Genomic DNA, 14,758 nt, shown 5'->3' with positions numbered 1-14,758 from the left:
GGTCACTAGCGCTGTTATTCATGGGATTCGGTGCGGCCTTGTCGGTCAACCGGATTCCCCTGGGTTACGGATTGCTGGCGACAGGCTTTGCCATACTCGTCTACATGATGTTTGGATGGTTTGGTACCGTGGCCGGTGAAAGCGAGAGTGGCAAATTCAACAAGCAGGTCGATAAATCCTTCCGCTGGGGGATGAGCTGGTTTATTTTCTCGGAAGTCATGTTTTTCGGCGCTTTTTTTGGCGCGCTATACTATATGCGCATGCATTCCATCCCCGACCTCGGCGACCTGGATAACAAAATACTGTGGCCGGACTTTACCGCCGACTGGCCCACAGCCGGTCCTGGCATCCAGGAGAAATTCATGCCCATGGGACCCTGGGGTCTCCCCGCGATCAATACCCTGCTCCTGCTGACCTCGGGCGTGACAGTCACGTGGGCGCATTGGGCACTGAAGCTGAACAAGCGCGGGCAGCTCAAACTGGGGTTGTTCCTCACGTTCGCCCTAGGGTTTCTGTTCGTGGGCCTGCAGGCTTACGAATACAGCCACGCCTATTCGGAGATGAACCTCAAGCTCTCCACCGGAGCCTATGGCGCCTCATTCTTCATGCTGACCGGTTTCCACGGCTTCCACGTGACGGTCGGCTCCATTATGTTGTTCGTCATCTGGTGCCGCGTGCTGAAGGGCCATTTTTCACCCGAGAATCACTTCGGCTTTGAAGGCGTCGCCTGGTACTGGCACTTCGTGGACGTAGTCTGGTTGGGACTGTTCATTTTTGTATACTGGCTGATATAAGAAGGGCAGCCAGATAACCAGGATGAAGAGCATCCTGGTTCAAAGTGGAATAAAGCCGAAGTAGGTTCCAACCATCAGAAGGGTGAACAGAAAAAGCGACAATCCAATACGCAAGGTCAGGGACTTGACAACACGTGTGTCATTTCCCTTGTCCTTGACCAGATAATAGAGCGCGGATCCCAAGCTGGCAAATATGAGAAACAGAAGCAGTACGATAACGATTTTCAAGGCTTTATCCCGGAATTGTTAGGTCTTCAGGAAGAAGTTTAGCCGAGTTTCGCATCCTATCCAATGACTATTTCAGGCTGGCGTTTTACGCCACGATTATGGTCAACAGTAGCTGCAATAGCTGTGATAACGGTTATGGTGCAACTCGGTAACTGGCAGCTCTCGCGAGCGCAGGAAAAGGAATCCCGGCAGGAGCGGCTCGACCGTCTTTCACAGGAGCCGGCAATTACGCTCCCTGATCACCCGGTAAAGCTTGAAGATTTTCAATATCATCAGGTTGAAGCACGGGGCGAATACGTGCCGGGACACACGATTTATCTTGATAACAAGATATACAAGGGTATCGCGGGCTATCAGATTGTAACTCCATTGAGAATCGGCAACAGTGAGATGCACGTTCTGGTAAACCGGGGATGGATAGCGGCAAGCCGCGATCGGAGTAAATTGCCGGAAGTGGCTACACCAAGTGGAAAGATTTTCGTTTCGGGCATTGCAACGACAGCAATGCAAAAAACCCTGGAATTGTCTCCCGATCAGGTAGCAGGCCAGGTATGGGAAAATCTGGACCTCGAACGTTATCGAAGCAGCACTGGCTTGAAACTACAGCCGGTGATGATCCTGCAGAAAGATCAAACGAATGATGGTTTGGTGCGGGAATGGGTTCGGCCTGATTCCGGCTCGGCCAAAAATATCGGGTATGCCTTCCAATGGTTTGCGATGGCTCTCGCCGTATTGATTATTTATCTGGTGCTAAGTGTCAAACGAGAGCGTTACTAGAAAGAATAGACGGACGCTGATACTGCTGGCGCTGGTATTGAGCGCGCCCTTTATAGCCTCCTATACACTGTATTTCTGGAATGTGCGGCCTCAGTCCGTAAATTACGGGGATCTGATCGAGGTCAGGCAATTGAAAGGGACAGGGCTGAACGACGCGGACCGGACAATTTTTCGCATGCGCGACCTTCGCGGCAAGTGGGTGCTGATGTCGATCGACTCGGGTGCTTGTGACGAGCAATGCCAGAAGAAGCTCTATTACATGCGTCAGGTGCGTACCTATCAAAACACCGAAATGGATCGCATCGAGCGGTTGTGGCTGATCGATGACGAGCAGAAGCCTTCCCCCGAAGTGCTGAGCGACTACGAGGGAATGCATGTCATCCTGGCGAAAAACAGTGAGTTGCTCAAGGAGGTTCCGGCCCCCGGTTCACAGCATGATCATATTTATCTGATAGACCCCATTGGAAACCTGATGATGCGGTTTCCAAAGGATCCTGACCCTGGAAAGATGGCGAAAGACATCAAGCGGCTGCTCAAGGTATCCCAACTGGAACACGCAATGGGTACGGATATGAAACACTGAATGAAAGATGCGGCAACTGAATGGGTGTGAGCAGCAGAGACTGCTCCTGCACATAGACCAGTCATGATTCACATTGATTTGTCGAAACGGCGGGCGCCGAACCCGCGATAATTAGGAGACGAAACGTTATGGCTACAACGAGTATTGCTTGGCAGCAAACTGCTTCGCGTGTGCAGCAGTTTTACCGGTTAACCAAGCCGCGAGTTGTATCGCTTATTGTTTTTACAGCCGTTATAGGCATGTTTCTGGCCGTTCCGGGCGTTGTACCCCTGGATACGCTCATCTTTGCCACCGTGGGGATAGCGTTCGTTGCCGGCGCTGCCGCAGCGGTCAACTGCCTTGTCGAGCAGAAAATCGATGCGGTCATGGCCCGCACGCGTGGGCGTCCGCTGCCTCGCGGCACCGTTACCTCGCCTGAAACCTTTGTGTTCCTGGCGCTTGTCGGCGGCGCGGGTCTGCTGATACTGCATCAACTGGTCAATCCGCTGACCATGTGGCTCACGCTTGGGACCTTTGTCGGCTATGCGATTATCTACACTGTGATCTTGAAGCCGATGACCCCGCAAAATATCGTCATCGGCGGGGCTTCCGGCGCAATGCCGCCAGTTCTGGGCTGGGCTGCGGTAACGGGTGAAGTGTCGGCTGACGCCCTGCTTTTATTTCTGATTATTTTTGCATGGACGCCGCCTCATTTCTGGGCGCTTGCACTCTATCGGAAACTGGAATATGCAAAGGTCGGCATGCCGATGCTGCCGGTAACCCACGGCGACAAATTTACGCGCCTGCATGTTCTGCTGTACACGCTGATACTCATCGCGGTGACATTGATGCCCTATGCCACCCAAATGAGCGGGCTTATCTATCTGGTCGGCGCGATAGTGCTGGATGCGATATTTTTATACTATGCAATAAAAATCTACCTCAGCTACAGTGATCAATTGGCCCGAAGCGCGTTTCGCTACTCGATCATTTATCTGGCAGCGTTGTTTGCCGTACTGCTGGTAGACCATTACATACGTTTCTAAGGGGCATGCGTGAGGCATTGGCCGCACTATTACAACCTTGTAGTATGGTTGGCAGCGGCGCTATTGATGGCGCCGCTCCTTTCAGCATGTAGCAAGACGGAAAAGCCGGCGTTTCTTTCGACGGACATCACCGGCGCCGATTTCGGCAAGGATTTCAACCTCACCGATCACAACGGGAAGATGCGAGCCCTTGCCGACTTCAAGGGCCAGGTCGTCACGGTATTTTTCGGCTACACTCACTGTCCTGATGCCTGCCCTGCGACTATGGCCAATCTTGCGGCGGCGATGGATATGCTGGGCGCTGATGCAGCGCGTGTGCAGGTACTGTTTATTACAGTCGATCCCGAGCGCGACCGCCCTGAAGTTCTCAAGGCCTACCTGTCTGCCTTCAATCCCAGCTTCCTCGGCCTGTATGGCGACGAACGCGCGATAAAGAAGACCACGAAAGAATTTAACGTCGTCTACCAGAAACAGCAAGGCGGCGCCCACCAGCATGACAGCGTGGACCACTCCACCGGAACCTACATCTACGATACAAAGGGGAAATTGCGACTATACGTCAGCAATGACAAAGGCGCTGATGTCTTCGCACATGATATCTCCCAACTCCTGAAAACTTCGGATTAGAAAGGCGTTTTGCTGGTATCGAATTGAATAATTGAACAAATACGGCGATGTTCTCGTTGCCGATCCGCAAGCCAGACATCCCTATGGAAACAATTTCCCGGGATTAAGAATGTTATTGGGATCAAACACGCGTTTGATTTCCTTCATGAGCTCCATGGTGGCAGGATCGATTTCTTTTCCGATATAAGCTCTTTTCTCGCTGCCCACACCGTGCTCTCCTGACAAGGTGCCATTGAGTTCGATTACAAGGTCGAATATCTCGTTCAGGCACATTTCCGCCCGCTGCATCTCGTCCGCGGACTCCGGATTCACCAGCAAGTTGACATGAATATTGCCGTTTCCGGCATGACCAAAATTGACGTTGGAAAGGCGATGCTTCGCGCTCAATTTGGTGAGTCCCAGCAGAAACTCTGGCAGAGCCGAAACTGGCACGACTACGTCCTCATTGATTTTTTTTGGCGCAATATCTCTCAATAACGGCGATAATGTTTTTCTGGCTCGCCACAGCGTTGTAGCATCTGCCGTTGGGGTGGCCTGAATTAATCCGTTGCCCCCGCAAGCCCTGAGAACAGCGTCACGTGACTCTACGACTGAGTGCTCGGTACCATCCACTTCGATCATCAGCATGGCCCGCGCATCGGCAGGAAGCATACCGGGGAAGCGTCCCCTGATCAGATTCAGGGAGCCGGCATCGAGAAACTCCAGCGCACTGGGAGTCTGCGGAAGCGCCATGATCCGGACAATGGCGTTGGTGCAGCCGGCAAGGTCGCTATAATAGGCTGTCACGCCTCCCAGTGCCTGGGGAAGCGGGGTGAGCTTGAGGGTGGCTTCGGTAATAACTGCCAGTGTACCTTCGGAGCCAATCAGAAGCCGGGTGAGGTCGTATCCCACGACGCCCTTGGTCGTATAGCAGCCCGTCCGGATCACTTCGCCCTTGCCGGTAACTGCCTCCACTCCCAGTACATGATCGCGGGTGGTTCCGTACTTTACCGCGTGCGGTCCACCGGCGGAGGTCGCAAGGTTTCCCCCTATACTCGAAAAAGCCGCACTGGAAGGGTCCGGGGGCCAGAAGAAACCATGCGTTCTTGCAATATCCTGCACTGTCTGGTTGATGACCCCCGGCTCAGCAACGAGTACGCGATTGGCAGGATCAGCCTTGATGATGTGCACCATCCGTTCCATCGATAACGCAATTCCACCGGATTCCGGAAGGCTGCCGCCCGAGGTGCCGGTGCCTCGCCCCCGAGGTACAAGCGGGATCCTGGTCTCGTTACAGAATCTCACTGCTGCCTGAACTTCCAGGGCAGACAACGGAAATACCACGGCATCGGGCGGAAAAACCTTCCGAGTATTATCGTACGCATACGCATAACAATCCACCGGATCGGTATAGACCCGATCTGGTGGAAACAGCTTGCCGAGCTGCGCAATATGTGTGGCAGAAAGCATCAAGGATGTGCGAAAAGACAGATCATTCCACGGGTGCGGAATCCATATACTCGAACACCTTCACCACCTTCTTGACACCGTCGACCCGCTTGGCCAGATCTTCAGCATTCTCCGCTTCCTCTCCCTTTACAAGTCCAAGCAAATAGACAATGCCGTCCTCGGTGACAACCTTGACGTGGTTGGCCTGAAACCGACCCGAATCCATAAAGTGCCCCTTCACCAGAGAAGTGGTCAGTGTGTCATTGCCACGAGAGGTAAACGAGCTTGGGCTGCCGACGGTAATTTCATTGGTTACATCACGCACGTTTTCAACATTGCTCACGAGATTGCCAATTTCTTCTTTTATTGTTTCAGAAGGCGCCTCGCCGGTGAGCAGGACGTTCCGGTTGAAACTGGTGATGTTCACATGAACGTCCGAGCTGAATTTCTCACTGATACGCTGCCCGCTTCTAAACTCGATACTCTCATCCTCTACAAACATACCACTTGTACGGCGGTCCTGCGACATTGCAACTCCGGTTCCGATCCCGGCGGCCATCCCCCCGGCGGCTATCAGGCCGCAGGCAGACAAAAACGGAAGCAGGAAAAAAACCAGCAAGAGCGATTTCAAATCAAGATATTGCATCGATTTCCCCAATAAACGATAAACGTACAATAATATGCATCTCCACTAAAGATATATCGGGATCCCGGCTACGGCAAGCGGCGCGTTGAAAGCTCAGGGTCACGCCACAGGCATCTCGGGAAACCAGTAAAATGATGCCTTTAAAAAAAGAATATTTCAAACGGAATGAGCGCCCATGCCAGCGAGGTCATGCGTCTAACGTCGCAACCAGTTATTATGGATAGTTACCATCAAAAGCGTTCCTGATCCATTCGATGTCACTCCCATCAGTGCCGGATAACAACACGGCGTCGAAGCGGCAACAGGGCTCGGTTCTCAGCGAGAGCAGATAATGCCGGGCTGCACGCACCACCTTGCGTTGTTTCGATAAAGTGATACTGGAGCCTGCGTCCCCAAAATTCTGGTTCGTACGCATCCGCACTTCGACAAACACGAGAGTTTCCCCATCGCGCATGATGAGATCAATTTCACCAAAACGGCACCGGTAGTTTCTTTGTACCAGCACAAGCTTGTGCCCAGCAAGAAACGCTTCCGCGTTCCGCTCGGCCTGATTCCCCTTCAACCTAAGGTTCATTTCCCGCTATCCTTGCAAAATGCATCAATTCCAACCCCATTTTGCATGGGGAATCAAACGCCATGGATATTTTAAAATCCAGTCATTGGTAATCATCCTCAGAACAGAGCCTGTGGAAATCGCTTGCATGGACCAATCTAAAGCAACTGTAATCCCCGCTACGTTATACGTTGTCGCTACACCCATAGGCAACCTGCGCGATATCACATTGAGAGCCCTTGATGTGCTTGCAGCGGTTGATGTCGTTGCGGCGGAGGACACCCGTACGACAAAGCATCTGCTTACACGCTACGCCATCTCAAAAACGCTATTCGCCCTGCACCGCCACAACGAAAGTGCGTTATTTACAAAAGTTGCCGGGCTTCTTTCGCAAGGCAAAACGATCGCCATGGTCACCGACGCGGGCACTCCGGCAATCTCGGATCCAGGTGGGCTTATCGTCAGGTTTGTGCGGGAGCAGGGTTTCAAAGTCGTGCCGATTCCAGGCCCCAACGCGGCAACATGCGCCCTGTCCGTTGCGGGCATATCCAATCCGCATTTTCTGTTTTACGGTTTCCTCCCGACCAGCAGTGGCCCGCGGCGCCGGACGCTTGCCAACCTGAAGCCGCATCCCTACAGCCTCATATTTTACGAAGCGCCACATCGTATTCTAGAGTGTATAGCGGATATGACGGAGGTATTCGAAAGGGATCGCAGGATTATATTTGCCAGGGAACTGACAAAGGTGTTCGAGACCATTCATGGCTGCGACCTGGGTGATGCACTTGCCTGGCTGGAGGCTGATTCCGATCGCCGCAAGGGCGAGTTCGTACTCATTTTGACGGGGGCTGAACCTCCGAAGGAGGCCGAGTTGAGCGAGCAGGCACGCAGCACACTTCAGCTGCTGATGCACGAATTGCCCCTCAAGCAGGCGGTGAGACTGGCTGCGGAAATCAGCGGCGAAAGTAAAAACAGACTTTATTCACTGGCACTCTCACTTCAGCCTCATCCAGATTCCTGAAAGATCGATATGGTACAGTTACTTCCGGTTCCTCAATGGGTGAGCGCTGGCACAAGGATGAGCCCGCGTTTATAATGTCGGGCTCGCATGACCACCGTCATTGGTGGTGCGAGTGGGGCAGTTCCCCATCGATATTTATTTTTTTGGAGAGATCGACTATGAAAACACCTGCTACCTTCTATCACGCTGGCTGTCCCGTATGTGTCGAGGCCGAGCATCAGATTGCTGAAGCCTTGGATCCCGATCGCTACGAGGTTGAACTCGTACATCTTGGCGAGCAAAAGGACAAGATCGCGGCTGCCGAAGCGGCTGGCGTTAAGTCTGTTCCCGCCCTGGTAATCAACGGAGCACCTTTCCACATCAACTTTGGCGCCCCCATGTCGGCGTTGAAGTCCTAATCGAGAAGACGGCGGGCACTATGCCCGCCAACAAACCGCCCGCCCTATAGCTGCCGGTAACCCAGGGAGTAATATCTGCTACTCCCGTGTCTGTCCCGATTGGGTTCCGATCCGCGGCAATCGCCGCGTTACAATCAGTTCGTCAAACAACCGGTTCGATTCGCCTCGCATTCCGCTTCGGTACGTGCCCAGGGGTGACGGTAACAGAACCTCATCTTGTTCTGATTCAGATGCTACTCCTAATATGAACGCGACAAGCACTGAATCTCCTCTATACTTCCAAATATTACAACAGCTCTCAGGAGAAGCTCATGGAGCTCATATTGTGGCGTCATGCCGAGGCTGAGGAGGGCATTCCCGATAGTGCACGGGAACTTACCGATAAAGGGCGAAAACAGGCTGACCTCGTGGCCGCCTGGCTCAAGCCCCGGCTGCCGAAGAACACCCGCATCGTCGTCAGCCCAACCCAGCGTACCCAGCAGACGGCTTCCGCACTCGACAAAGATTTTGAGACGGTCAGTGAAATCGGTCCCGGTGTTTCCCCGAAGGCGGTTCTGAAGGCAGCAGGATGGCCCGATGCGAAAGGTGCGGTGCTCGTGGTAGGTCATCAGCCTACGCTCGGAGAAGTTGCCGCTTTGCTCATGTCAGGTGATCCCGCGCAATGGACCATCCGGAAAGGTTCGATATGGTGGTTCGCGCAGAAAAAAGGGAACCATAATCTCGGGGAGTTACTGCTCCAAGCCGTCGTTTCTCCCGACACGCTGCAAGCAGGAGATCGATAAGCGCTGTCTTCGCAAGGTTTCGGGGTCCTACCTGGTACTTGTACTTGGTACCGGCTCAGCCTCATCAATTACGCCGTACTGCTCCGATGGAATTCCAGCGATCCCAAGCGCCATAATGGCTCCTGATCGGACCCACCGGCAGTGCGAGCAGAATCAGCAATACGCCCGCGGTGATGCTGGCTACCGCTCCCAGTCCGGTATAGCCGCTCAGCAGAAGGGGCGCCGGAATCAGCCAGGCGCCGAATATGATGTTGGCCAAACGCAGCGGACGGCCCACTTCGCTCAGGGCCATGATCGAGAAGGTGACAACGAGGGCACCGATCAGATGATCCCCATTGGCGGCGGCGCCAGCGGTATCGAAGGTGACGCGGGAAAACATCAGCGCGACGCCGATGAGGACGCTCGCCCACATGCCCCAGGTGAAGCGCACGCCGGTAGCCATGATTTCATGCAGCACAGCCAGGGGTGGCCCTTCGAAACCGCCCGAGTAATCCGGTCCACCGCCTTCCATCGTATCTCCGTGCCATAATACGTGCCATAACGATTTACCTTTCCTTCTTCGATCCTTGAGGAATTGCAGCGTGGCAAGAATCTCATCGAAGGAATACGGAATCTGTAGCAGCATGGCAGCTGCGGCAATAAGGCAAAGCGTGCACCAGGTATCCAGCAGAATCGGCTGGATGATGATGAAATAAATACTGACGGCCCCGAGTGGAACAATCAATATCCCAAAGAACAGCACTATCCAGGGCATCGTCCGCCACCTGCGCTTGTCGCCGATCACGCCCGTGAGGATTTCCAGCACATAGACTGTCGCACCCAGGCCGGCATCCGCCACCGGCCATGCTTCGGAGATATAGGAAGTAATGATATGGGCGGTACCTTCGCCAAAAAATGGATCCCAGACATCTTGAATATGACCTAATTGAAAGGCAGCCATATAGCGCGAAAGAAACAACCCGACGAACGCCAGCGCCACGATGGGAAAACGATTGGTCATTCCGGAAGGGCTGTAACTCCAGCCCGGCGGAGTATCCGGCCCACTGGTGCGGGCAACCGCCCCGATACCCGGCGGAGGTGACACGATCACCGCAAATAAAATGACAAAGGCGCCTACCAGGGTATCATTGGCATAAACTGCCGCGCTCGGAGTCCAGAAGACGAGCGGTGCAAACAGCAACCAGACCCCCAGCAACGCCGTGATCCAGCGCGCCCAGCCGTAGTCACGCGCCAGCGATAGAAAGCCGAATATCACGATCAGCAGACCGGTAGTAATATCGCTTGCCGTCATCCAGGTTGCAGACATTGCTGATCCCCGCTGAGTCGGCGTTACGATGTCCTCACTTATCATCCAGGACTCCGTCAGCCCGAAAGTGAACGGGCTTGCTATCAGCCATAGCCCGAGAGCCACGTTTGCAAAATGGCACCACAGGCTTTGCCTGTGCTCGTTCTTTTCCTGTTCACGGCTTTGGGTAATCAGTGTTGTGCTCGGCAGATTACTTTTTTCCATTTCTTCCAGCCAGGTGGGCAACGGCAACTTGTTGCGCTTGTACCAGCTGGCTGGATTGTGTTTCAGCCGGACAATCATCCTCGGCAGGCACTCGCGCAGCATATGCCGCGGACTCCAGTTCAACAGCTTTTTCGCGCGCGAACAATCGAGTTCGAAATGATCATCGGACAATGCCACCATGAATGGTTTGACAAAGGGTTCAATCCCGCGGTCGATGGCATCCGGTACGATATCCTCGATCCGGAGCTGGAGCCAGGCGCCGGCAACGGCCATGGATTTCGGAATCTCATGCGTCACCCACGGCGTCCCGTGTATCAACTGACCGATCAGGTTCTGCAGGCTCTCGTAACTTTCGGTCGCCGGCTCGCCGATCAGGAGCGTGGTTTCTTCGGGCAGCTGCAAGCGCTGCTCCACCGCCAGCCGGAAAGCGAGAGCAATGTCATTGATATGCGAAAAAGATTGGCCATGCGAAGAATCTCCGGGAAACACATGGCTTTGCAACTGGCGTTCGTAGATACGCTGGAACTGGGTGCTGAGCGAGGGTACTTCGCACCAGTCGGTGTAAACGCCGGCAAGGCGAAATATTACAAACGGGATGCGTCCATGATACGCGCGCACTTCCTTTTCCGCCGCTACCTTGGATTCCGGGTAGGGCCATTTTGGCGCAAGCGGTGACTCCTCATTGATGGGCAGGCCGGGCTCCGTTGGCGCATGCACCAGCATGGTGCTTGCGTAGATAAATTGCTCCACTTCGAACGATTCAAGCGCCTTCAAAAGCCGGCGCGTCCCCCTTATATTGACCTCCTCGTACAAGGGATTAGGTTCGTCCGAAAAATCGTAAAAGGCAGCAAGATGGATGACAGAGGCAATCCGTTGCCCGTAGGCTTTCCGTAGCTGCTGAAACGCGCGCAATACTGCCGCGTCAGAAGATATATCGACACTGATGCAGTCAACATCGGTGCCGCATTTCTGTTCAAAGCCCACTATTCTGAACTTGTCGCCAAGCTCGGTTGCAATCGCCCTGCCGATCCTGCCTTCAGAACCGGTGATGAGGATCAGAGGTTTTTCGCTGGAATCTTGCTTTTCCATACAATCTCTGGAAGCAATCGAGCTAAAAACAAAAGGTTTATGCCGCCGCGCTCAGTCATACCTTTCATCTGATAAACGGTGCAACGCTTACCCAGGAGTAGATGCGCACTTTTCCGCTTCTGCCCGCTGTCGCTGTGAAGGACAGGAGCGGAACGTAGTGGCGCTTAATGTGACCTGGAATTCAGGCAGGGGTGCGGCATTGAAGGAGCATCAGCGGATACAATTGTCTGACTCTTGTTTATTTGACCCTGCCCGAATCCATGCCCGAGGACTGGGTTGTTGTATAAGGCGTTTGCTCATACGGCGTGTCGGGGCTGTCCATCGGCTGTTTCGTGCTGGAAGACTCGGTATAAGTCTTCGTTCCGTAGTACGAATTGATTGTATTCTGCCAGGATGTGTCCGCCATGTCGGGCCAGTCGTCCTTATCGAATCCCGGTGCGGAGTCGAGGCGTTCCTTGTCCACGTTGAGGATGAAGCGCTTGTTCTCTGTATCGAGCGTCAGCGCGCTCCAGGGCACGGCGAAGAGCTTGTCTCCCATTCCCATCACTCCACCGAAGGACAACACTGCGTAGGCGATTTTGCCGTTGTTCATATCAAGCATGATTTCCTTGATGTCGCCAAGGTCTTCGTCCCGGGTGTTATATACGTCCTCTCCGATCAGCGTATCAGCGCCCATCAGACGAGGGCCAGGTCCCTTGCCTTCCTTGCCGTAGTTTTTGTACATGCCGTAGGTGTCACGATCTGTGTAGGCCATGGTTCTCTCCTATAATTAATCCAATTGCATGATTTGCAGGAATCGTAATCCGGAAAACGATGACTCCAACAATAAGGAAGAGAACGGTTTCGGTCGGTTCGGTAGCCAACAAAAAGAGATAGCCCAAAAAGAGGTAGCTGGGGGACCGGCAGGAAGCCGTCAAAACTGCTTTGCCATCAGCATGTGCAGGTCGTGTAAAATGTATACAGCGTTGTTTCCTATCAATTGCAAATGCAGTACCACGCCTGACGGAAAGATAGTAAACGCTCACATTAAAGGATACCGACTCGTGGCCTTCTTGTTAGAGGCCGAAATAAGAAGCTTGGGGTTTTACCAACCGCGAAGTATTTATCCTTTCTTTCAGCTGCTTGCCCAAGGCAAGGGCTGAGTCAACGTTAATCAACATGACGAATCAACACATGCCATCGGGACATTCTCTCGAGCGCCAGCCTCTAAGTCTGCTGTGCCTTGCCGCGCTGGGAGTGGTTTACGGGGATATCGGAACAAGCCCGTTATACGTCATGAAGACGGTTTTCGACCCCATCCATGGACTTGCTGTCACCGAGAGCAACGTGATCGGCATCATTTCGCTCATTTTCTGGACGATCATGATCGTGGTGTCGCTCAAATACGTAACGTTGATCCTGCGGGCCGACAATCACGGTGAAGGCGGGATCATGGCGTTGCTATCACTGGCCAGCTCATCCGTCACAGACCGTCCACGCTTGCACAACATTCTGTTTCTCATTGGCGCATTCGGGGCAGCACTGTTTTTTGGCGACGGTGTTATCACGCCTGCCATTTCGGTATTGAGCGCAGTCGAGGGTCTTGAAGTTGCAACACCGCTGCTCCAGCCTTATGTGCTACCCATCACCGTGGCTGTGCTGATCGCGCTTTTCATGCTGCAACAGCGAGGAACGGGGGGAATTGGTGCCTTGTTCGGGCCCGTCATGGTGATATGGTTCGTCAGCCTGGGACTTATAGGTTTGATCAATATCGCGGGCGCGCCGCAGATTGTCGCCGCATTCAACCCCATGTATGCCTTTGCCTTTTGTATCAGTAATGGCTGGCTGGCATTTATTGCCCTGGGAGCGGTGGTGCTGGCAGTGACAGGTGGCGAGGCGCTTTATGCGGATATGGGACACTTTGGCGCGAAGCCGATCCGGTTGGCCTGGTATGGGGCCGTTCTTCCCGCCCTCACATTGAACTATCTGGGGCAAGGCGCACTGCTGCTGTCCAATCCATCCGCAATTTCCAATCCTTTCTTTCTGCTGTTTCCCTCCTGGGCGCTTTATGGCGCGGTAGGGCTGGCGACTGCCGCCACCGTGATTGCCTCGCAGTCCGTCATCTCCGGTGTTTTCTCGGTGACCAGGCAAGCCATTCAGTTGGGCTTCCTGCCGCGCATGCAGATCCGGCACACCTCGGAACGTAAGATCGGGCAGATATACATCCCGTTTGTCAACTGGACTCTGCTGTCGGTTGTCCTCATGGCGGTACTGGGATTCGGTTCATCCTCCAATCTTGCCTCGGCATATGGCGTAGCGGTCACGACCACGATGGTTATCGAAACCACGCTCACTTTTTTCGTGCTCCGCTATGTCTGGAATTATCCATTCCTCCTGGGCATCCTGGTAACTGCATTTTTCCTGACGATCGACAGCGCGTTCTTTTCCGCCACCATACTGAAAGTTGCCCAGGGGGGCTGGTTCCCGCTCGTAATCGGGTCCGTCATTTTTTTCATTATGATCACCTGGAGTCGTGGGCGGCAAATTCTGGTCGATCACCTGCGATCGGTTGCCATACCGCTCCAATCCTTCCTCGAATCGCTTATCGCACATCCCCCCACAAGGGTCGCCGGTACCTCGGTTTTCTTGACGGCCAATCCCGACGGTGTACCCCACGCCCTGTTGCATAATCTTGCCCATAACCAGGTCCTGCACGAGCGTGTGGTTTTCCTCACGGTGGCATACCAGGAAACCCCCTGGGTGCCGGTAGAGCAGCGCGTCTCGATAAAACCCCTGATGGAAAACTGTTACCAGATCACGGTGCGGTACGGCTTCAAGGATGAGGCGAATCTGCCGTACGCACTCGAATTGTGTGAACCGCATGGCCTCGTGTTCGAACCCTTGAGGACCTCCTACTTCCTGAGCCGCGAGATCGTGGTGCCCAGTCCGGGGGCCGGCATGTCACTGTGGCGTGAACGCCTGTTCGCGGCAATGGTGCGCAACGCCAGCAACGCCGCGGAATACTTCAAACTGCCGGCAAACCGTGTACTTGAACTAGGGGCGAGAGTAGAGATTTAGAGAGACTGTCCTCCGCTTCGGGTATCTCCGCCTCCTCGAGCGACGGTAACTGCCACTTCCTCTCAAAACCCGCTTTGGCGGGTTTTTGTTCAACCAGCTCGATATTTCTAACGAATCGACGGGCCACGCAAAAGGTAAAACTTGGCATTTTTAGTATCCCTTATCCATTTATCCGTAACACCCGATGTGAGTTAGATTGCCAGCTTGAGGAATTTTAGCGTGACCTTGAAGCATCAGCCT

General features: G+C 53.8%; 15 protein-coding genes. 9 read left to right on the top strand and 6 right to left on the bottom strand.

What is annotated here, in order from left to right; all coding sequences use genetic code 11:
• A partial coding sequence (locus tag AC52W5_RS02285; RefSeq protein ID WP_495669813.1) for a cytochrome c oxidase subunit 3 occupies window positions 1-794 on the top strand: 794 nt, incomplete at its 5' end.
• A gap of 39 nt (window positions 795-833) precedes the next feature.
• Here AC52W5_RS02285 and AC52W5_RS02280 read toward each other — a convergent pair.
• Window positions 834-1,022 (bottom strand): twin transmembrane helix small protein, encoded by a 189-nt coding sequence (locus tag AC52W5_RS02280; RefSeq protein WP_074973715.1) that lies wholly within the window; start codon window positions 1,020-1,022, stop codon window positions 834-836.
• Window positions 1,023-1,085: 63 nt separating this feature from the next.
• Here AC52W5_RS02280 and AC52W5_RS02275 point away from each other — a divergent pair, with 63 nt between their 5' ends.
• From AC52W5_RS02275 to AC52W5_RS02260, 4 genes are all read left to right on the top strand, one after another.
• Complete coding sequence (locus AC52W5_RS02275; protein WP_495669812.1) at window positions 1,086-1,799, top strand: SURF1 family protein; 714 nt, start codon at window positions 1,086-1,088, stop codon at window positions 1,797-1,799.
• The gene (locus AC52W5_RS02270; protein ID WP_495669811.1) at window positions 1,777-2,382 is read left to right on the top strand and encodes an SCO family protein; all 606 of its coding nucleotides are present in this window, start codon (window positions 1,777-1,779) and stop codon (window positions 2,380-2,382) included. Before AC52W5_RS02275 ends, AC52W5_RS02270 begins: the two co-directional genes overlap by 23 nt.
• A gap of 128 nt (window positions 2,383-2,510) precedes the next feature.
• Window positions 2,511-3,407: a heme o synthase gene (gene cyoE, locus AC52W5_RS02265; RefSeq protein ID WP_074973721.1), complete on the top strand. Its 897-nt coding sequence runs from the start codon at window positions 2,511-2,513 to the stop codon at window positions 3,405-3,407.
• A 9-nt stretch (window positions 3,408-3,416) separates the two neighbouring features.
• Complete coding sequence (locus AC52W5_RS02260) at window positions 3,417-4,034, top strand: SCO family protein (RefSeq protein ID WP_074973723.1); 618 nt, start codon at window positions 3,417-3,419, stop codon at window positions 4,032-4,034.
• A gap of 81 nt (window positions 4,035-4,115) precedes the next feature.
• Here the strand turns inward: AC52W5_RS02260 and AC52W5_RS02255 are convergent, their stop codons facing one another.
• From AC52W5_RS02255 to AC52W5_RS02245, 3 genes are all read right to left on the bottom strand, one after another.
• Entirely contained in the window at window positions 4,116-5,483 is a 1,368-nt protein-coding gene (locus AC52W5_RS02255) for an FAD-binding oxidoreductase (protein ID WP_495669810.1), read from the bottom strand.
• A gap of 22 nt (window positions 5,484-5,505) precedes the next feature.
• The gene (locus AC52W5_RS02250; protein WP_495669809.1) at window positions 5,506-6,108 is read right to left on the bottom strand and encodes a BON domain-containing protein; all 603 of its coding nucleotides are present in this window, start codon (window positions 6,106-6,108) and stop codon (window positions 5,506-5,508) included.
• 214 nt (window positions 6,109-6,322) lie between these two features.
• The gene (locus AC52W5_RS02245) at window positions 6,323-6,682 is read right to left on the bottom strand and encodes a YraN family protein (RefSeq protein WP_495669808.1); all 360 of its coding nucleotides are present in this window, start codon (window positions 6,680-6,682) and stop codon (window positions 6,323-6,325) included.
• A 127-nt stretch (window positions 6,683-6,809) separates the two neighbouring features.
• On the opposite strand from AC52W5_RS02245, the gene rsmI reads away from it, so the two are divergent.
• The 3 genes from rsmI (at window position 6,810) to sixA (ending at window position 8,862) form a co-directional block, all read left to right on the top strand.
• Complete coding sequence (rsmI, locus tag AC52W5_RS02240; RefSeq protein ID WP_495669807.1) at window positions 6,810-7,682, top strand: 16S rRNA (cytidine(1402)-2'-O)-methyltransferase; 873 nt, start codon at window positions 6,810-6,812, stop codon at window positions 7,680-7,682.
• Window positions 7,683-7,840: 158 nt separating this feature from the next.
• Window positions 7,841-8,080: a thioredoxin family protein gene (locus AC52W5_RS02235; protein WP_074748058.1), complete on the top strand. Its 240-nt coding sequence runs from the start codon at window positions 7,841-7,843 to the stop codon at window positions 8,078-8,080.
• Window positions 8,081-8,391: 311 nt separating this feature from the next.
• The gene (gene sixA / locus AC52W5_RS02230) at window positions 8,392-8,862 is read left to right on the top strand and encodes a phosphohistidine phosphatase SixA (protein WP_495669806.1); all 471 of its coding nucleotides are present in this window, start codon (window positions 8,392-8,394) and stop codon (window positions 8,860-8,862) included.
• Between the two features lie 64 nt (window positions 8,863-8,926).
• On the opposite strand, the gene AC52W5_RS02225 is transcribed toward sixA, so the two are convergent.
• Window positions 8,927-11,461: an NAD-dependent epimerase/dehydratase family protein gene (locus AC52W5_RS02225; RefSeq protein ID WP_495669805.1), complete on the bottom strand. Its 2,535-nt coding sequence runs from the start codon at window positions 11,459-11,461 to the stop codon at window positions 8,927-8,929.
• Between the two features lie 238 nt (window positions 11,462-11,699).
• Window positions 11,700-12,215 (bottom strand): PRC-barrel domain-containing protein, encoded by a 516-nt coding sequence (locus tag AC52W5_RS02220; protein WP_495669804.1) that lies wholly within the window; start codon window positions 12,213-12,215, stop codon window positions 11,700-11,702.
• Between the two features lie 404 nt (window positions 12,216-12,619).
• On the opposite strand from AC52W5_RS02220, the gene AC52W5_RS02215 reads away from it, so the two are divergent.
• The gene (locus AC52W5_RS02215) at window positions 12,620-14,518 is read left to right on the top strand and encodes a potassium transporter Kup (protein WP_495669803.1); all 1,899 of its coding nucleotides are present in this window, start codon (window positions 12,620-12,622) and stop codon (window positions 14,516-14,518) included.
• The last annotated feature ends 240 nt before the right edge of the window (window positions 14,519-14,758 follow it).

Source organism: Nitrosospira sp. CT (assembly GCF_059489795.1).
This window is presented reverse-complemented; position numbering and strand designations above follow the sequence as displayed.